Genomic DNA, 18,886 nt, shown 5'->3' on the forward strand with positions numbered 1-18,886 from the left:
TCCTCGAGTTCTGCCAGTGGCAATGCGGGTGGTTGGTTATTTGTGGATAATGTATCCAAAACTCCAAAAACTACAAGGCCACACACTCAAATGATTGAATTGTTAGGGGTCTTCGGCTTCCCGCTTAGCGGCAACCATTTGAAGCAATTGCTCTTTAGTCCGTTTGATGTGATCAGCCAATAGCGCGCAGGCCTCTTCGGTTCGACCTTGCTGCGCCAAAGTTAGCAATTTGCGGTGCTCTTCTTTGGCGGGTTCCCGTTGTTTCATAACGCTCAGGTTCATGCGGACATAGCGATCTGTCTGCAGGTTGATCCGTTGCAACAACTCATTTGTTAGGCCACGGCCAGCTGCGGAATACAGCGCCGAATGGTAGTTGTAGTTCAACGCTCCCCAGCGGCTCACATCGTCAGCGTCATAGGACTCTTCCATCTGGTCAAGGATCTTGGTGCTGCGTGCAAAGTCGCTCTCTGTCATCAGTGGAATAGCGCGTCGAAATAGGTCAACTTCGAGCAACGTGCGAAGATCAAAGATCTCCCCCATTTCGGCAAGCGAATGCTTGGTCACCGTCGCCCCTCGGTTTGTGGTCAGGTTGACAAGGCCCTCAGCGTCAAGCCGCTTCAGCGCCTCGCGGATTGGCATGCGAGAAACCTCATACTCTTCAGCCAAGTTCTCTTGCCGAATTGTCTCACCTTCTGCGAGATCACCAGACAGAATTCGTTCACGCAGATCATTTGCAATGACTTCGGGTAGGCTCAGTCTTGGGATCGCACGTTTTCCTGCCACACTGGGTTCCTTCGACTATATGAATTTTGGATACATTTACCTATTTCACGCTGTTATTTAAACCAAAATCTGTCTCTGACTTGCAAGAAATGGACTGTGAATTCTGGGTAAAAACATGTATCCAATATCCAGCATCGATGGTTTCAGGAAGCAAAATAGAAAATGGTTGAGTCGGTCCAGGTAGAACTTGATGAATTGTATGCGCTTAGCACTGCTATCTTGACACGATCCGGGTTCAGTGGTGCGCATGCAGCTGCGATTTCTGAAATGTTATCAACATGTCAGATAGACGATTGCCAATCGCACGGGCTGTTCCGGTTACTGATGTGTTGTCAGACCATGCGGGGTGGTAAGATTGACGGTCACATCTTGCCAGTGGTTGAAGCTAGTGATTCTGCCATTGTTCGGGTTGACGCCAGAGGAGGTATGTCACTCTTGGCTGTGGAAGCTGGAATGCCGCTGCTCATCGAAAAAACGCGTTCGTACGGCATCGCTGCGATGGCAATCAATCGCTGTTTCCATTTTTCAGCGCTTTGGCCTGAGGTAGAGCAGCTTTCAGCCGCAGGCCTTGCTGGGCTGGCCATGGTCCCCAGCCATTCCTGGGTTGCCCCAGCGGGCGGTAAGCGTGGTACTCTTGGCACCAACCCTTTGGCGTTCAGTTGGCCTCGGCAAAACCAGACGCCGTTTACATTCGATTTTGCGACCAGCGGCTTTGCCCGGGGCGAGATCGAACTGTACCTGCGCGCCGGGAAACCCTTGCCCGAGGGCGTGGCGGTGGATGCGGAGGGTAATCCAACCACAGATCCGCAGGCGGCACTGGATGGCGCGATGCTTACATTTGGCGGCTACAAAGGCTCGGCCCTGTCCATCATGATCGAACTGATGGCCGGGCCGTTGATTGATGATCTGACCAGCATGGAAAGCATGGCGTTTGCCGAAGGAACCGGTGGTGCGCCCTATCACGGAGAGATCATTTTGGCCTTTGATCCGGACCATTTCAGCGGTGGTCGTGTCGCGGATAATGATGCTCGCGCGGAACGGCTGTTTGCCGACATTCTGGACCAAGGCGCGCGGTTGCCTTCCCAACGCCGGTTTGAAGCGCGCGCCCGCAACACAGCACGCGGCTACGTCGAGATGCCAGCGGCGCTGCACGCTGAACTAACGGCAATGCTGGATTAAGCGCCCCAGGTATCGCTTAGGCGGTAGCCACCTGGCCAAGGATCATCCGGGTCTAACATGTGTTGATGTGTCCCGGTGATCCAGCCACGCCCACTTATTTCTGGGATAATCGCCGCACGATCGCCCACCTGCGCGGGTTCGATGATCTTACCAGTAAAGCGTGACCCGATGATTGAGGTTGCCTCAAACGTCTGCCCGACCTGCATTTGACCCTTAGCGGCCATCAACGCCATGCGTGCAGATACAGCGGTTCCTGTGGGGGATCTGTCAATCTTGCCCGGCTGGATCGCCACAGCCGACTTACCAGCAAACCCGGTTGCCGTTTCATTGATAGGTCCACAGAACGCACAGAACGAAATGTGTTTCCAATCGGGATTTTCAGGATGGGTGAAACCCAATTGCTCATTGGCCGCATTGGTGATGACCACCCCTAGGCGAGCCAGCTCTTTGGCCTCCTGCTCGACAATGTCAAACCCCAGTGCTTTGGCGTCGACCACGACAAAGCTATCGCCCCCATAAGCAGTATCAACCGTAATGGTTCCAAGTCCCGGCACATCTAGCGGCACAGAAATCTGCCCGGCAAAGCTGGCCACGTTCTGCACAAAAATCCGCTCTGCCTTGCCATTGTGACACTCGGCCCGCACCCGCACCAGACCTCCCGGCGCTTCCAACGTCAGATGCGTTTCGGGTTCTTGCATCGGGATGATGCCGCCATCCAGCAGCACCGTTGACACACAAATCGAATTGGACCCCGACATCGGTGGCGTATCTTCCGGCTCCATGATGATAAAGGCAGCGTCGGCATCGGGGTGTTTTGGCGGAACCAGCAGGTTCACATGGCGAAACACACCGCCACGCGGTTCATTCAGCACAAAATTGCGCAGGACCTGATCCTCGGCAATGAACGAGCGTTGCTCCCACAGGGTCTCCCCCGGTGGCGGCAACACACCACCAACGATAACATCCCCCACTTCGCCCTCTGCATGGGCCGAGATCACATGGATTGTTTTGCAGCTTCGCATGTCTGGTCCTCTATGTCAGCGAATGGCAACGCGCGACACTTGTGCTCAAAACCGCGTTGGGGCGTAGGCTTCAATTGATATGTCGGGCGAGGCAGCATCGGCAAGGGCAGCGATCAATTCAGCTGTCCCGGCAGACTGGGTTAGGCCAAGATGCCCGTGGCCAAACGCATACAATACGCCTTTGGCACGAGGTGAGCGACCAATCACTGGTAAGCTGTCTGGCATCGACGGGCGAAAGCCCATCCATTGAGTACCACCCTTGGTATCCAGTTCCGGAATGAACCGTGCCGCTTTTTGCAGCAGGTGTTCCGACCGCTTGTAATTTGGGGGAAGCTTCAACCCACCCAGTTCAACCGCACCGCCGACCCGCAAACCATCGCCGATTTTGGTGATAACAAACCCGTGCCCGCCAAAGGTCAGCTGAGTGCGCAGGTTAAAATCGCCATTTGGAATCGTCGTGTTATAGCCGCGCTCGGTTTCCAGCGGCAGGTGATCACCGATTGTGCGGGCAAGGTGATGCGACCAGGCCCCACAGGCAACCACCACCTGCTGCGCGATGATCGGCCCATCCGAGGTCTGCAGAGAAACAAGATCACCCTGCTGTTCCATCTTTTGAACATCCGCCGTATCAATCACACCACCGCGGTTGCAAAACACCTTGGCTAAATGTTCGGTCCATACCTTGGGGTCGGTTGTGCTCATCCATCCTGGGGTGAACACCCCGTGGGTAAAGCGGGAATGAAGCCCGGGTTGCAGTTCGGCGATGGCCTCTGCCCCGTCCAGACAAGTATACTCCACACCATGTTTGCGGCGCACCTCCCAATCCGGCAGGCTGGCCTGAAACTCTTTCTCACCTTCATACAGCTGCAACTGTCCCTCACGCCGGATCAGGTCTTGGCCTTCAACCGCCACGATCTGACGTTCCAGCGCCTCCCGCGAGAACCCCATTAGGCTGGTCTGAGCCGCGATAGCTGCCACATAGCGATCCGGCCAACTGGCGCGCCAAAACCGCAGCATCCACGGTGCGATTTTCAGCGCATAGGCAAGAGGCACCGAAAGCGGCCCCATTGGGTCAAGCAACCATTTCGGCGCTTTACGCATAATCCCTGGCGTAGCCAGTGGAATGATATCAGTAAAGGCAAAGGCACCTGCATTACCTTGAGAGGCCTCGGCGGCCACGCCTTTGCGGTCAAGCACACGCACCGAATACCCCTTTGCCTGTAACGCTAGGGCTGTGCTGATGCCGACAATACCGGCACCAACTACAATGATATCATCCCGCTTCATCGACACCTCTATAATCCAACAAGTATTGACGGCAGCCAGGTTGCAACTGCCGGGAACAATATGATCACCAGCAGCACCAGCATTTGCGCACCGACAAAGGGCAACACGCCACGATACATTTGTCCGTAAGTCATGCTGCGGGGGGCAATAGAGCGCAAGTAGAAGATTGAAGGGGCCATTGGTGGAGTCAGATAGGATGTTTGGATCACCACTAGAACCATCATCGCAAACCAGATCGGGTCAATGCCTGCGCTTCTGACGATAGGGGCAAAGATCGGGATAAAGATCAGAACAATCGAAACCCAATCCAGAACAAAGCCCGCGAAGAAGACAACCAACAGGAAGAAAGTGATAATCCCGGCATTGCCATAGCCAATGGTGGCCACGGTGTCGCGTACTAGATTGCCACCGCCGGTCACAGCAAAGATGCTGGTGAACATGGTGCCGCCTGCAACGATCAGCATGATCATAGCCGTGATGCGCAGGGTCACACCCAGCGAATCCATCAGCAGTTTCAGGTTCAGCTCGCGGAACAGCATGGTCAGCACCAGCGTACCCACAGCCCCTACAGCAGCAGCCTCGGTTGCCGATGCAGCACCCATCAAAAGTGAACCAAGAACCATGCCAATCAGAGCAAGGGGCGGCACTAGTGCGGTGAATGTAACCTTCAGCTTCTCGGGCAGCGGCATGCTGCGCTCTTCAGGTGGCAGTGGCGGCGCGTCCGCTGAGCTTTTGATGCTTCGGAATAGAATATAGCCGACAAAGAATAGCACCATCAGTAGGCCGGGCAGGATCGAAGCGGCAAACAGCTGGCCGATCGAGAGCTGAGCGATCGAGGCGTAGACAACCACAATGACGGAAGGCGGAATGATGGTGCCCAGCGATCCACCGGCGCAGATTGTACCGGCAATCAGATCGTTTTTATACTTGGCTTTCATCATCGCGGGGATCGCCATCAGGCCAACAACGATTTCCACCGCGCCAACAACGCCGGAAGCGGCGGCAAATATGGCGCACATGGCGATGGTCGACAGGGCCAACCCACCAGGCGCGCCGCCAAGCCAGAGCTGAAGGGCAAAAAACAGACGTTTGGCAATGCCAGACCGTTCAAGCACGGCACCCATAAAGATGAACAGCGGAATGGCAGCCAGAACAAAGTTCGACGCCGTATGTAGCAAAGGCCCATACAGTTGAAGAAAGATCAGATCCCCAAACACAGTATAGCCAAAGCCAACCGCAATGATGATCAGCGAAAAGGCAACAGGAATGCCTGCAAAAACCAGCACAAACAGTGCTGCAAACATAAGCAGAGGTGTCATGGATTAAGACTCCAAGTCTTGCAGTTCGGCATCGGTGCCACCAGGGCACTTTTCACCGGATAGATATTTGATGGCTTCCAAGGCGAATTGCAGGGCAAAGGCCAACAGTCCGATCGCAATCACCGCATAGAAGGGCCAAACCAAGGGGGCCCAGGGGCTGACGGCTTCGACTTCGCCGCTAGCAAAGGCCTTGTACGCTTTGGAGCCGGCCACCCATGTAAACGCGCCAAAAATAGGTGCCATCACCAGCAGATAGATCAACCCGTTCAAGAGTTGCTGCACCCGCAGTGGGAATTTCTGTGACAGAAAATCAATACGCACATGGGCGTCTTCGCGCAGGGAATAGGCGGCCCCCAGCAAGAAGATAGACCCGTTCAACATATAGGAAATGTCAAAGGCCCAAAGGGTTGGGGCGCCAAAGGCATAGCGCGCGACAACCTCATATAGCATTGCGGCAATCAGACAGAAAATGGTCAGCCTGCCTATAACCCCTAGAAATGCTGATAGCATCTCGGCGCTGTTTCGAAAGAATGTCATGAAAGCCTCCGTCGTGAGATGGCCGACTCGTGTGCCGGCCATCTTTGGTCAGTTAAATTATTCGGCGGAGTCGCGAACAAGGTAACTGGAGTTGGCGGCCCAATCGGCCTGGTAGGCCAGGTAGCTGTCCAGAACGTCCTGCATGCGGGTGTTGCCACCTTCGGCCAGAGTTGCAGCCTTGGCGCGGGCCCAGTTGCGGCCGGCCTCACGGATAGTTTCAGACGCTTCGCGCTCCATCAGAACCACTTCGACCTTGGTGTCGCGGAACTGAGCCATGGCTTTGATGTCGCTGTCGCCAAAACGGGTAAAGCTTTCATAGGTACTCAGCTTGGCGGCTGCGGTGATCAGGTTCTGTAGATCTTCGGGCAGCGCATCCCAGGTTTCCTGCTTCACAAACACTTCCCACAGGAACGATGGCTGGTGAACACCAGGCATGATCATATATGGCGCAACTTCGTGGAAACCTTCGGAGATGTTCGCACCTGGGGTGGACCATTCGATGGCATCAACGCCTTTACGCTGCAACAGCGTGTAGATTTCGTTGCCCGGAACCACTGTTGGCACGCCGCCGAACTCTTCCTGCAGAACTGCTGCAAAAGCACCGGATGTGCGATACTTTACGCCCTTCAGGTCTTCGATGGTTTGGATTTTGACGTTCGAGTGCGCCATGATTTCAGAGGTGCCGATGCCTACAACAAGGCTGTGTAGCCCCATATCTGCGCGGCGGAAGTCCTGCAACATCTGCTCGCCGCCACCTTCGTACACCCAGTGCATTGTTGCCTCGGGGGACATGCCGCCGGGGAAGCTGGCGAAGATGGCGTTGGTTGGATCCTGGTTGACCAGATATGATGGTGTCGAGTGGCCGGCTTCAACGATACCATCCTGAACCGCTTCGAAGGCTTTGAATGCAGGCGCCAGAACACCGGCACCAAAGGGCTGAATTTCAACGCGATCCTGGGTGATCATGCCAACGTTCTTGGCGAAGCGCTCCATGAAGTTTTGGTACAGGAAAGACCCTTCGCCGATGGCTGCTGTCATTTTCCATTCGACTTCAGCAGCAGTAACTGGGCTGGCGATGGCGAGAGCAACGGCACCCGCGGTAAGTGTAGAGATCAGTTTCATTTGCATTCCTCTTGTTGAAACTTTTTGGTCTGTCTTGTGAACGGACAGAAAATGTGACCCGGTTAATCCGGGCTCTTTGTGTTTGTCCTCAGAGAGATGCCGTTTTTGAACGGATCCTTCTTTGAGAAGATCAATGTGCTTTCGGACATAACGAATGCCTGGCCGGTGATGGTCGGGATGACCCCGCCATTGGGACCGGGTTGATACGACAGGCGATATGGGCTGCCGATCACGCTTTCCTGGATGATTTCATCTCCGGGGCTAAGCAGCCCATCAGCGGCAAGGCAGGCCAAGCGCGCGGAACTGCCAGTGCCACAGGGCGAACGATCATAGGCATCGTCCGGGCAAAGCACAAAATTGCGGCTATGCACCCCTTCTTTAGGCGATGTGTCCTGAAAAATGACGTGGTCTACGGGTTCGCCAGCCTCGCCGCAAATGCCTGCGGATATGGTGGCGTCGCGTATGGCGATGGCAGCGTTGGTCAGGTCGCCGATATTGGCTGGCATGACGCGGATTGGGCTGGGATCGACAATAAAAAACCAATTGCCGCCATAGGCCAAATCACCGGTGACGCGACCCAATACATCAACCTGGACCGCAACTTGTTTTTGAACGCGGCGGCTTTCAATGTTGGTGACAGTGACGGTATTGGCATCAGACAGTTCAACCTGAACCACGCCCACTGGGGTTTCAATCTTATGCGTTCCAACCTTAATCATTCCAAGGTGGGCCAATGTTACAGCCAAACCAATGGTTCCGTGACCGCACATGCCGAGCACCACATCGGCGTCGAAAAATATCACCCCTGTTACGCAGCTGGTGTCGACGGGCTCGACAAGCATGGCCGCAACCATTGCCGCCTGACCTCGGGGCTCAAGCATCACAGAGTGGTAGAAATCTACATAGTCGGTTGCCAACCGTTGCGCTCGTTTGGCCAGTGGCCCCGACCCAAGATCGGGGCCGCCATCAAGGATGACCCGCGTAGGTTCACCTCCGGTATGGCTATCGATTACATGCATTCTGCAATGATTCCGCCCTGAGCGGACCAGTCTGCAAACCATGAGCGAAACAGCGTGTACTGCTGTTCGCAATAGTTCCGCTGCGCATCGCTCAGCACGTCAGTTTCATTGAAATGCAGGATGTATTCGTCCTCGCCGTTCAAAACGAGAAGATGCTTGTAGTAAAGGACCAGATCAGTGCCTTCGTCAAAGCTGGCCAGCACGCCAAAGGCTTCTTCAAGCTCCAGCGCCCGTTTGCGTGCCTCGGCATGTCCTTTGGCAGCCTTCTGCGCCAGCGCCGCCAACAGCAGCGCCTCTTTTGGCAGAGCAGTACCAATGCCGGTGATCGACCCGGTTGCGCCACAGTTGACAAAACCGTGGTAAACTTCGGTATCAACGCCAACCATCAGTGTGACTTGATCGTCTTGGCTGGTGATGTGTTCAGCCGCCAAACGCAAATCGTCTTTGCCGCCGAATTCTTTGAAGCCAATAAGGTTTTTATGCTCAGCGCGCAGGGCAAAGAACAGATCTGCGCGTGTGGCAAAGCCGTAGACCGGGCTGTTGTAAATGATCGCCGGCACATCTGGCGCTGCATCAAGAATGGCTTTGAAGTGATGTTTCTGCGCAGTCGCAGATGAGCCGCGCGATAAGACACGGGGAATGACCATCAGGCCTGCCGCGCCGACCTTTTGAGCATGAGCCGCATGAGCCGCAGCCGACTTGGAATTGATAGCCCCGGTGCCAACAACCACAGGCAGGCCAGCATCTACCAGACGTTCCACGCCTTCCATACGCTCTGCGTCAGTCAACAGCGGCCAGTCGCCCATGGATCCACAATACACGACGGCCGACATGCCGGCATCGATCATCTCTTTGCCCTTTTTGACCAGCGCATCAAAGTCAGGGGTTCTGTCTGCTTTGCAGGGGGTCATCAGGGCAGGCATGGTGCCGGAAAAAACATTCTTGGACATAGGTTTCCCTTTCGGATTCGGATCTCTGTCAGCCAACGCGCTGGCGGGTTTTGAGATGTATGTTGGGCCCTGAAGTAGGCGTTGGATGTGTGATAAGGGATAATGGATACAAAATCCATAAAAGAATTTTGTGAACATGAAATTTGAGCTCCTGCCGTCTGTCGGGCAGAGGAACACGCTCCAAAAAGGAGGCAGAGCCGCACGATAATTTCGACAGCTGCGAGAGATGAAAACACGTTTATTTTCAGCCCACTACGCTACCGGTGTTCCGATGTGACGCCAGTTGCCGTCGCTGCGGATTTCTCAATCTATAAGTTGGGTGATGTTGTGCTGCTGCGTGGTGTAATCAGGCCCGAAATGCCTCTGACGATACGGCACATATGCTTGTGCAAGGCCACTTTCATGCTCAATAGTGTGGTTCTCATCCCTGCTCGAACCAAATCTGACTGTGATCTATGCTACCAACAAAACAAAGTAGTGACCCACAAGCAAAACTTGATGTTGGCGGGGGTATTCGCCGCTCGCGTTTGGGGCAGGGGCTCTCGCTTTCAAAGTTAGCCACAAAATCGAATGTGTCGAAATCGAATCTGTCAAAAGTTGAGAATAACGTCATTTCTCCGACTTTTGAGATGATCGAAAAGATTGCAATGGGGCTTGGCTTGTCCGCCGTTGATCTGTTGTCACAAAGCGGAGAAAGCGGCGATGTGCTTTCGTTTTGCCGGGCGGGCACGGGTGTAAAGGCGACCGAGGGGCACTATGAGTTTGAGTTTCTTTTCACCGAACTACAAAACCGCAAGATGGTGCCCTTTGTCACAACAGTGCTGCCAAAACAAACTGAAACCTTCAAACGGCCGGCATCGCATGGCGGTGAAGAGTTTTTCTTTGTTTTGTCAGGCGAAGTTGAATTCATCAGCGCAGAAGAAAGCAGCAGTAAGATGAGCGTTGGGGATTCCGTATATTTTGTCAGCAGTGTGGAGCACCTAGTGGTGAATAAGGGAGACGAGGAAGCCCGTCTCCTTTGGGTTTGGTTGGCCTAGTCACGCGCCATCTGTTCCAGCGCATTGCCGGCGGCCTCGATCGAAGTGTCGATATCGGCCTGTGTGTGTTCGGTACAGCTGAGGTTGTGCAGGATCTTGTTACCAGAGAAGAAGACACCCTGATCCCGCATTTTTTGTGAGAAGTCAGCGTATTTTGCCAAATCCGCAGCCGCACAAAACTCGCGGTAGCCAGTGATGGCATCCAGATCTGTAAACACCGGATGGAACATGGAACCTACGTTTTGCACCCGCATGTTTTGGCCAGTATCGCGCGCCACCTGGTTCAAACGTTTGGTCATCTGTTCACCAATAGCTGTGATCTTATGGAACCCCGCAAAGTTATCCCGGCTCATTTCTTCAAGCATGGTTTTGGCAGCATAGAGACCCAAACGTGGGGCGTTGTGGCTGCCGTAGTGCAGAACTTTGCCGTATTCGATGCTTTCCATAATGTGATCCGGCCCGGCAATTGCTGCAACAGGGAAGCCCTGACCCAGCGCTTTGCCAAAGGTCACTATGTCGGGCTGCAAATCATACAGCTCAGCCGCACCGCCTGGCGCAACGCGGAACCCGGTTACGGTCTCATCCAGATAGAACAATACGTTGTAGGCGCGGCAAAGCTCTTGCGCGCGTTTCAGGTATCCGGGTTTCGGCGGGATCACACCCATATTGGACATCGCACCCTCCATCACCAGGCAGGCAATCTCGTGGCCGTGGGTTGCCAGCATCCGCTCCAGCGCGACTTCGTCGTTCCAGACACAGACCAAGGTATCTTCGAGCGAACCTGGGGTCAGTCCGGAGCTGTCGGGGATGCGGATTGGGTCGTTTGGATGACCCAAGGTCGAGATGGGCTGGGGATTAGTACTGACCAACAGGCCATCATACCATCCGTGATAGTGGCCCTCGAATTTGAGCACTTTGCGTTTCCCGGTGATACCACGCGCCATTCGGACACCTGTCATACAGGCCTCGGTGCCGGTGTTGGCAAAACGAACTTTGTCCACATGTGGTAACATGTTGACCATCAATTCGGCGGTTTCGACTTCGACTTCAAGCGCGGTGGCAAAATGGGTACCCCCGGCGACTTTTTCCTGGACGATTTCAACGATCTTTGGGTGGGAATGCCCCATTGGTAAGCACCCAAACGACAGTTGCCAGTCGATGAATTCGTTGCCATCCACGTCCCAAATGCGAGCGCCTTTGCCTTCGCGCATGTAGGGCGGGAAAGGTTTATAGTTCATCGGCCCGCGAGAGGCTGAGCTGCACCCTTCGACAAGGACCTCCATCGCGCGATTGAACAGCTGTTCGGAGTTTTCAGTTTTCATTGTGAGTTATTCCAATTTGTGGGCTGGTATGGAGGGGCTAGAGAGCGGAAAGAAGCGCTTTGGCCTGTGCCTCAGCTGTTGCGATGCTCAGAGTTTCAATTCTTTGACCCAGCAACTGGTGCAGTGCTTCGCGTGTTTTATGGGAGTAATGAACCGTTCCATCAGGCTCCACGGCATCAATTCCGTCCCATTTCAACGATGCTTCGTTTATAGCGATGGCTTGCTCCATGGACCATTCAGGCGGCAGATCGATTTCGATATCTGCCGAACTGGCCATGACCGGATAGCCACCAATCAGAGGGCCAATACCGGGAAGATGAACAGGGGTTTGGGTCGGCGAAGTCAGGGCGCGCATTGCTGAAACGCCTGCAGAGGCCGTAACCCGGTTGAAGCTAAGATCATAAGGAAAGGGAAACGGAGTGCGCAGAACATGGTTTGCTAGGTCGGTAACATTTCGATCCCCAACCATAACTTTCATTAGATATGGGGGCAGATCATTGTTAGTCGCATCACCAAGTACAAAGTATTCAAAAGCATGTTGGGCAACGAGTTGCACACGCACATCTTGAGGATTGCAGCGCAGGGTTTTGCCAATTCCAGATTGTATCTTGGCAACTGGTTCCTGAACGTTGCCGATACCACAATCTGGACCAAACCCAGTCCGATTGAGCACCGCGTTGATGACATCTGGAAAAGATGCGCCAATCCAGAAGGCATCGGTTCCAGCAGCCTCTATCTTGTCCCTGAAGATGGCCATCAGCGACAAATGCAACGCCATGTAGCCAGCAAAGGGTAATTGAACTTTGCTATCGTCGACTTTCCACCATGGCAAAAGGGACGGCGCGGAGAAAATGTAGTCTGGATTGATCGCTTTAAGTTTGGTTGCAAAATCCGGACCTGCAACATCAAGGTGTTCGGCGGTAATTTGAGGAAAGTAACCTTCTAGACCAGCACCAATCAGGGCGTTGTTTGCCCGCTGCTGTGCTTTGGTCAGATCACGGCTTCCGACCACGATGGTTTCAAATATTTCAGTTCTGGCAACAGCTTCCAGAAAGCTGGTCCCAAGTTCTCCCATTGAAACGATAAGGAGTGTGGGTTTTCCCATGTTCCTACCTCCGAGGTTTTACTCTTGTGAGGAAGGGCAGGGCCACTTCCCGTGGGGAAGATGGTACGTTACTCAAATCGTTTCAAATATGAAACGATTTCTTTGGGCGCTTTTTAGGGGTGAAGGCAAATGTGAGCGAACATCCCCTCTACATAAGGGGCTCAGGTTTTTACCTTGTTCATGGCTGGGTCGTAGAGTGGCTGCAGGTGAACTTTACACGGCACCCTCTTTGTCGCCACTTCCAGTTCATATTCACCAAAAGCCACATATTCGGCAGAGACACCGCCCTCTGAGCGGATGTAGCCATAGCCAATAGATTTCCCGACTGTATGCCCGTAACCACCACTGGACAGCCAGCCGACCCGTTCCCCATTCCGAAAAATGGTTTCGCGGCCCAACAGCACGACATCAGTATCAGTAGTGAAGCAGGCCAGCAGTTTTTTCACGCCCTGAGTCTTTTGAGCCTGAATGGCGTTGCGACCTTTGAAGTCGATGTTGCTACGCAGCTTGACCGCCCAGCCCAGCCCAGCCTCAACTGGTGTGTGATCCGGTCCGATATCGGCACCCCAGGCGCGATAGCCTTTTTCCAAGCGCAAAGATTCAATTGCACGGTAGCCAGCATTGATCAGCCCGTGTGACTGTCCAGCCTGCATCAGCGCGGTGTAGACGGTTGTGGCATATTCTACCGGCAGGTGCAGTTCCCAGCCCAGCTCTCCGACATAGGTGATGCGTAGGGCCTGAACCGGGCAACCAGCGATGCCAATGGTGTGCAGGGTGCCAAATTGAAACCCTTCGTTTGACACGTCGTCGCGGGTTACAGCCGTCAGAATATCACGCGCCTTTGGTCCCATCAGCGACAACACCGCATTGGAGGAGGTAATGTCGAACAGCTGGCAGTTTGAACCGACGGGAATGTTTCGCTTTATCCAGTCAAAATCATGAGTGGCAAATCCGGTTCCTGTGACGATGTAAAATTCATCTTCAGCCACGCGACCAACGGTCAAATCGCATTCGATGCCGCCGCGATCATTCAGCATCTGGGTGTAGGTTAGTGTTCCAACTGGCCGATCTACATTATTGGCTGCAATCCAATTAAGGGCCTCTAACGCATCGGGGCCTTTGAGGGCAAACTTGGCGAAGGATGTTTGGTCGAACAGAACGGCGCTGTTGCGCGCAGCATGGTGTTCGCGGCCCACAGCGTTGAACCAGTTGGGACGACCAAAACTGTATTGGTCCTGTGGCGTTTCGTTTAGCGCGGCATCCGCGAACCAGTTGGGGCGCTCCCACCCCAGTTTTTCACCAAAACAGGCGCCTTGATCCTTAAGTATTTCGTACAGAGGTGACTTGCGGCAGGGGCGGCCCGAGCTGCTTTCTTCATGTGGCCAGTCCATCGTGTAATGTTTGCCGTAGGCCTCGACTGTGCGGGTGCGGATCCAGTCGCTGTCGAAATGCGGGCGTCCAAACCGTCGAATGTCGGCGGACCATAAATCGAACGGTGGTTCTCCTTTATGTACCCACTCTGCCAGCGCCATGCCAGCGCCGCCACCTGCGGCGATTCCAAAGGCGTTGAAACCAGCACCGACAAAGAAATTCGCCAGTTCGGGGGCCTCACCGATGATAAAATTGCCATCGGGAGTAAAGCTTTCGGGGCCGTTGGTCAGGGTCTTGATGCCCGCATGCTCCAACGCAGGCACCCGGCCCAAGGACAGTTCCATCAACTGCTCAAAATGATCAAAGTTGCTGTCGAGCAGAGAGTAGTGGAAGCCTTTTGGGATGCCCTCGGTGGCCCATGGAATTGGATTGGGCTCATACCCACCCATGACCAACCCCCCGACCTCCTCCTTGTAATAGGTCAACCTGTCAGGGTCCCGTAGGGTTGGCAGATTGGCGGGCACACCGTCAAAGGGCTCGGTGACCATATACTGGTGTTCCATTGGTACCAAAGGAACGTTGACTCCAAAGCGAGCGGCGAAATTGCGAGTCCATTGCCCGGCGCAACAGATCACTTTTTCACACTCAATCCGGCCCAGCTCAGTAATCACAGTGCATATTTTTCCATCCTTAATCTCAAGATCTGTGACCGTTGTATCCTCATATATCTGTGCGCCAGCCATCCGGGCCCCCTTGGCCAAAGCCTGGGTGATATCAGACGGATTGGCCTGGCCATCGGTGGGCATAAATGCGGCACCAATGACATCATCGATATTCATCAACGGCCACAGGTCCAGCGCCTCTTGCGGCGTGAGTAGCTGCATTTCCAGACCAAAGCTGTGGGCGGTGGTGGCCTGCCGTTTTACTTCGGTCCAGCGATCTTGGTTGCAGGCCAGTCGTAGCCCACCGTTCATTTTCCACCCGGTGCCCAACCCGGTTTCCTGTTCGATCGAGTTGTATAGATCAACGGAATAGCCCAGCAGCTGGGTAATATTGGCGTTGCTGCGCAGTTGTCCCACCAGCCCAGCAGCATGAAACGTGGTGCCCGAGGTCAGCTTTTTTCGCTCAAGTAACACACATTCAACGCCCAATTTGGCGAGGTGATAAGCTGTCGAACAGCCGATGATGCCGCCACCAATCACGATGGTTTTTGCGCTGGTTGGGAATTCGGTCATGGTGTGGCCTTAGATGTTCTGGAAATCGGTATATGCCGCGCGAAAGCGGGCGAGGTTTTCTGCGGTATAGGCGGTATAGTCAAAATCGAGAGATGAGGTGAGTTCTGAGACCATGCTCCACATGGTTTCGCGCAGCAGTGAGGCACATTTCATCGCCTCGTAACGGTGAACAAGATCACCGGTGACTGGACATTCGAAATAGCTCTCCAGCATGGCCAGTTCCTGCGCTTTACTCAGACCGTTGTTGCTGGCCAATCCGCCCAGATCGAAAAGTGGTGTGTTGAACCCGGCATAGTCAAAGTCGATCAGCCATAGCCGAGTGCCATCATCCAGAAGGTTGGCCGCCAATAGATCGTTATGCCCCATCACCATGTCAAAAGGCCCAGCAGCCCGTTCGAGCGCATCGCCAATATCCACAAGTTCTTGCACCAGAGCACCATGGACGCTGTTTCGCTCATCCAAGGTAGAGCCATAATCGCGGATTACGTGGAACACCCAGAAGATTAACGCAGGACCGCGCAGATGTTGTGGCGCCTCACGGTGGAAACGTTTCACCAGTTCCAATACGCGGGGGAGCATGTCGGGACGGGCCACATCCGCAGGGCTGAGCGTTTGACTATGAATGAACTGCAGCACGGTCAGGGCTGGCTGAGAATAGACAACGGCTGGCGCTACCCCTGTGGCATGCGCGGCGCGGCTAGCGGCCAATTCGTTGAATCGCATCACATGGTGTTCAGGAATATCCGCGCCCAGCCGAACTACATAGGTGCCGGTGTCATCCGTAACCCGGTAATTGACGTTAGTGATGCCGCCGTCCAGCGGATCAACTGTAAGGGTGCCGTGCCAGCAGGGTAGGCCGTGAATGCGGGTTATGTGGTCTGGCGTAATTATGCTGAAACCTCTGCAACAAAGGGTGGCATCCATTATGGTTCTAGCATGCGGTGCGGCTTTGGGTGCGTCAAGAAGAAACCACATAAAGCCACATATAAGCTAAAAAAAACATTTTCCTGATGTGCAGAGAAGGAACCTAAGCTAAGTGTTGCGTAAGACGTCCTAACGTCGATGCGAATTCAGCGAGAAACCATATGCAGGCAAGTGGACAAACCACCAATCAGCGGGAAGAGGAAATCCTGCGAGAGATTCGCCTGGTGGGCGGCTCATGTCGTATCAGCTTTTTAGCGGGCCAGCTGGGTGTGACGCTTGAAACCATTCGCCGCAATATCCGTACGCTTGAAGACAAGGCTATTGTACGCAAGGTGCATGGTGGTGTGCATCTGGTCGAAGATGTGACGGAACCGCCGTTCCACAGCCGTATGGATACCAATGCGGCGGTCAAGACAAGGCTTGCGGCGGCGGTGGCTGCAACTATCAGCGATGGCGATTCCGTGTTTCTGGATATCGGTTCTACCACGGCCTATGTTGCACTGGCGTTGAAGCAGCACAGCAATTTGTATGTTGTCACCAATTCCGCCTTTGTGGCTCAGGCCCTCGCGACACGAAACAACAACCGGGTGTTTATGGCAGGCGGAGAGCTGCGGTCACATGATGGTGGGGCCTTTGGTACCGAAGCGTTAGAGATGATTGGGCGGCTTAACGTGCAATTTGCAGTGTTTTCCGCTGGTGCGGTGAACGCGGGTCTGGGGTTTATGCTGCATGATCTAGAAGAGGCCAATATCGCCCGCGCTGCTGCGGCTAATGCCCAGATCAAGATCATTGTGGCTGACAGCGAGAAATACGGTAAACGTGCGCCCGTTGCATTGGAATGCTCGGGCGACATGGATGTTTTCTATTCAGACGCTCCGCCACCAGACGACATTGCTCAGTATCTGGCGGAGCATGAGATCGAAGTAGTAGTCGCCTGATCATTAGGTCAGGATTGCGTGACTTTCGACTGGTTGCGAAACATTGTGAAGGTTTACCGCGCCCAGATGTTTAGACTTCACCGCGTCATTCACAATGTCGCCACTGACCACAATTGGATGCCCAAGAGCCTTACCATAGTCGCCCAGCCGAGCCGCGATATTGGCGGCCTGCCCGATGACGGTGAAATCCAGCCGCTCTTGCGAGCCGACGTTGCCATAGGTGACACCGCCATAGGCAATACCAATGGCACATTCGCAGTGATGACCGCCTTCTTCCTTGGCAATTTCTTTGAGCTTGGCAACGATAGCTTGCGCAGAATTGAGAGCCTGCTTTCGCGCTTCAACCGGAGTATCTCCGGCCGGGAACACCGCCAGCACCGCGTCGCCGATGAACTTGAGCACTTCGCCGCCGTGGTCATGGATGATGGTCGATGTGGTTTCAAAAAACTGGTTCAGCAGTTTGATATAGGCCACGCGCCCCAGCTCTTCTTCCAGCCGGGTTGATCCGCGCAGGTCACAGAACATGATGGCGGCGTCGATGTCATCACCGTCGCCGCGATGGATTTCGCCGCCGAGCACCCGCGCGCCAGAGCGTTTGCCGACATAGGTTTCCAACAATGACTGCGCATTCTCGCGCTGCATGAAAACTTCGTAGTAGCGGCTAATCACCGCTGAACATTCGAAAATCAGGCCGAGGTTCGCTGTTGAAAACCCGGTGGGATGATCGCTGGTCAGCGTCATCACGTTGATCCGTCCATCGGAAAACCGTAGCGGCATGGCCACATAGTCGGTAGCACCTTCCTTGCGAAGATCCTCTAGGATGGGGAAGGCATCAGTTGGGTGGTCGCCCCCAATCCTGTGTCGTACCCCGCCCATGCCGTTGGAAACATGCCGTAGCGGACTTTTCTGATAGGATGGGTGGTCGTGAATTTCATAAGACGGTGCGTAGGTGTTGACCTCGCCGCTGTCCTTTTTCCATACAAAATTCTTACCCGCGATCATGGGGTGCAACGACCAGACCATTACTGCCATTCGGGAGAGGAAGACGCCCTGTTCTCGCAGTTTGACGGCCAGCGCTGCGGTGAACTCTTCCGGTGTTGGAAGATAAGCAGCCTCGCGCAACAGCCAATCAATTACTGGTCCTGAAATATTACCATCGTTGCGCTCCAGGAATTCATTGTCCCCCAGATCCAAGTCAGTAAAGGCATTGGGCATGAAACCAATATGGCCCTTAATTCCAGCGGCTTCGGGTAGGGCACTATCATAAGCCCAGGTGGCGTTCTTGATGCAGGTGTCCGGCAACAACAGGTCGCGGTAAATGGCTGTACCCTTGAACGGACAGAAGGTTTGCAACTCAGTGCGTTTGGACAAATCGGCGCTGACATCTTCAGGTGGGAAGTATATTGTCGGCTTCAGGCGGGTTTCATACATCACCTTGGCGCGATCACTGCGCGCAAGTAACATCCCGTTGTGGCGCAGAGTTACTGTCCCAGTAAGCGCCTCGATCAGGATCCCGTAGCCATCATGTTCCGGCTTTACATGCACATTCATTGGCCGGGTCCTTCCGTGTTCGGTCATCAGCTTGTCTGGATTGGCCTATATGTGGGGTGCAGTACAGCGATTTCCAGAGCCAGCACCCGATATTGAAGCCACGTGAACATTAGTGTCTCTGGCAGCGTTTCTTTCTGCAAGATACCCTCATTTGCTACGCTTTGATATTCAACCCTGATGACAGT

Annotated in this window: 16 protein-coding genes; 3 read left to right on the plus strand and 13 right to left on the minus strand. The window is 54.2% G+C overall.

Annotated features, from left to right (window positions below; translation table 11 throughout):
• Positions 1 to 102: 102 nt before the first annotated feature.
• Positions 103 to 783, minus strand: a complete 681-nt coding sequence (locus FEE96_RS09840; RefSeq protein WP_138162860.1) for a GntR family transcriptional regulator — start codon at positions 781 to 783, stop codon at positions 103 to 105.
• Positions 784 to 945: 162 nt separating this feature from the next.
• Between FEE96_RS09840 and FEE96_RS09845 the strand changes: the two genes are divergently transcribed.
• Positions 946 to 1,962: an Ldh family oxidoreductase gene (locus FEE96_RS09845; protein WP_138162861.1), complete on the plus strand. Its 1,017-nt coding sequence runs from the start codon at positions 946 to 948 to the stop codon at positions 1,960 to 1,962.
• Here FEE96_RS09845 and FEE96_RS09850 read toward each other — a convergent pair.
• From FEE96_RS09850 to FEE96_RS09880, 7 genes are all read right to left on the minus strand, one after another.
• Entirely contained in the window at positions 1,959 to 2,984 is a 1,026-nt protein-coding gene (locus FEE96_RS09850) for a trans-3-hydroxy-L-proline dehydratase (protein WP_138162862.1), read from the minus strand. The two genes, FEE96_RS09845 and FEE96_RS09850, sit on opposite strands and share 4 nt — an antisense overlap.
• A gap of 45 nt (positions 2,985 to 3,029) precedes the next feature.
• Entirely contained in the window at positions 3,030 to 4,271 is a 1,242-nt protein-coding gene (locus FEE96_RS09855) for an NAD(P)/FAD-dependent oxidoreductase (protein WP_138162863.1), read from the minus strand.
• Positions 4,272 to 4,279: 8 nt separating this feature from the next.
• Positions 4,280 to 5,590: a TRAP transporter large permease gene (locus FEE96_RS09860; protein WP_138162864.1), complete on the minus strand. Its 1,311-nt coding sequence runs from the start codon at positions 5,588 to 5,590 to the stop codon at positions 4,280 to 4,282.
• A 3-nt stretch (positions 5,591 to 5,593) separates the two neighbouring features.
• Positions 5,594 to 6,127, minus strand: a complete 534-nt coding sequence (locus FEE96_RS09865; protein WP_138162865.1) for a TRAP transporter small permease subunit — start codon at positions 6,125 to 6,127, stop codon at positions 5,594 to 5,596.
• A gap of 57 nt (positions 6,128 to 6,184) precedes the next feature.
• The gene (dctP, locus tag FEE96_RS09870; protein WP_138162866.1) at positions 6,185 to 7,249 is read right to left on the minus strand and encodes a TRAP transporter substrate-binding protein DctP; all 1,065 of its coding nucleotides are present in this window, start codon (positions 7,247 to 7,249) and stop codon (positions 6,185 to 6,187) included.
• 62 nt (positions 7,250 to 7,311) lie between these two features.
• Positions 7,312 to 8,268: a 4-hydroxyproline epimerase gene (locus FEE96_RS09875; RefSeq protein WP_138162867.1), complete on the minus strand. Its 957-nt coding sequence runs from the start codon at positions 8,266 to 8,268 to the stop codon at positions 7,312 to 7,314.
• The gene (locus tag FEE96_RS09880) at positions 8,259 to 9,218 is read right to left on the minus strand and encodes a dihydrodipicolinate synthase family protein (RefSeq protein ID WP_138162868.1); all 960 of its coding nucleotides are present in this window, start codon (positions 9,216 to 9,218) and stop codon (positions 8,259 to 8,261) included. The genes FEE96_RS09875 and FEE96_RS09880 overlap by 10 nt, the downstream gene beginning before the upstream one ends.
• Positions 9,219 to 9,673: 455 nt before the next feature.
• On the opposite strand from FEE96_RS09880, the gene FEE96_RS09885 reads away from it, so the two are divergent.
• Complete coding sequence (locus FEE96_RS09885) at positions 9,674 to 10,255, plus strand: helix-turn-helix domain-containing protein (protein WP_138162869.1); 582 nt, start codon at positions 9,674 to 9,676, stop codon at positions 10,253 to 10,255.
• Here the strand turns inward: FEE96_RS09885 and FEE96_RS09890 are convergent.
• The 4 genes from FEE96_RS09890 to FEE96_RS09905 form a co-directional block, all read right to left on the minus strand.
• The gene (locus FEE96_RS09890) at positions 10,252 to 11,577 is read right to left on the minus strand and encodes an aspartate aminotransferase family protein (protein WP_138162870.1); all 1,326 of its coding nucleotides are present in this window, start codon (positions 11,575 to 11,577) and stop codon (positions 10,252 to 10,254) included. The genes FEE96_RS09885 and FEE96_RS09890 overlap by 4 nt on opposite strands.
• Positions 11,578 to 11,614: 37 nt before the next feature.
• Positions 11,615 to 12,682: a hypothetical protein gene (locus tag FEE96_RS09895; protein ID WP_138162871.1), complete on the minus strand. Its 1,068-nt coding sequence runs from the start codon at positions 12,680 to 12,682 to the stop codon at positions 11,615 to 11,617.
• A 161-nt stretch (positions 12,683 to 12,843) separates the two neighbouring features.
• Positions 12,844 to 15,288, minus strand: coding sequence for a GcvT family protein (locus FEE96_RS09900; protein ID WP_138162872.1), 2,445 nt, complete (start codon positions 15,286 to 15,288; stop codon positions 12,844 to 12,846).
• A gap of 9 nt (positions 15,289 to 15,297) precedes the next feature.
• Positions 15,298 to 16,212, minus strand: a complete 915-nt coding sequence (locus FEE96_RS09905; RefSeq protein ID WP_171021674.1) for a choline/ethanolamine kinase family protein — start codon at positions 16,210 to 16,212, stop codon at positions 15,298 to 15,300.
• A 161-nt stretch (positions 16,213 to 16,373) separates the two neighbouring features.
• Between FEE96_RS09905 and FEE96_RS09910 the strand changes: the two genes are divergently transcribed.
• Entirely contained in the window at positions 16,374 to 17,150 is a 777-nt protein-coding gene (locus FEE96_RS09910) for a DeoR/GlpR family DNA-binding transcription regulator (RefSeq protein WP_138162873.1), read from the plus strand.
• A gap of 3 nt (positions 17,151 to 17,153) precedes the next feature.
• Here the strand turns inward: FEE96_RS09910 and FEE96_RS09915 are convergent, their stop codons facing one another.
• Positions 17,154 to 18,701, minus strand: coding sequence for a DUF427 domain-containing protein (locus FEE96_RS09915; RefSeq protein ID WP_138162874.1), 1,548 nt, complete (start codon positions 18,699 to 18,701; stop codon positions 17,154 to 17,156).
• Between the last annotated feature and the right edge of the window lie 185 nt (positions 18,702 to 18,886).

This window comes from Parasedimentitalea maritima (genome assembly GCF_005771405.1).
GTDB classification, from domain to species: Bacteria; Pseudomonadota; Alphaproteobacteria; order Rhodobacterales; family Rhodobacteraceae; genus Parasedimentitalea; species Parasedimentitalea maritima.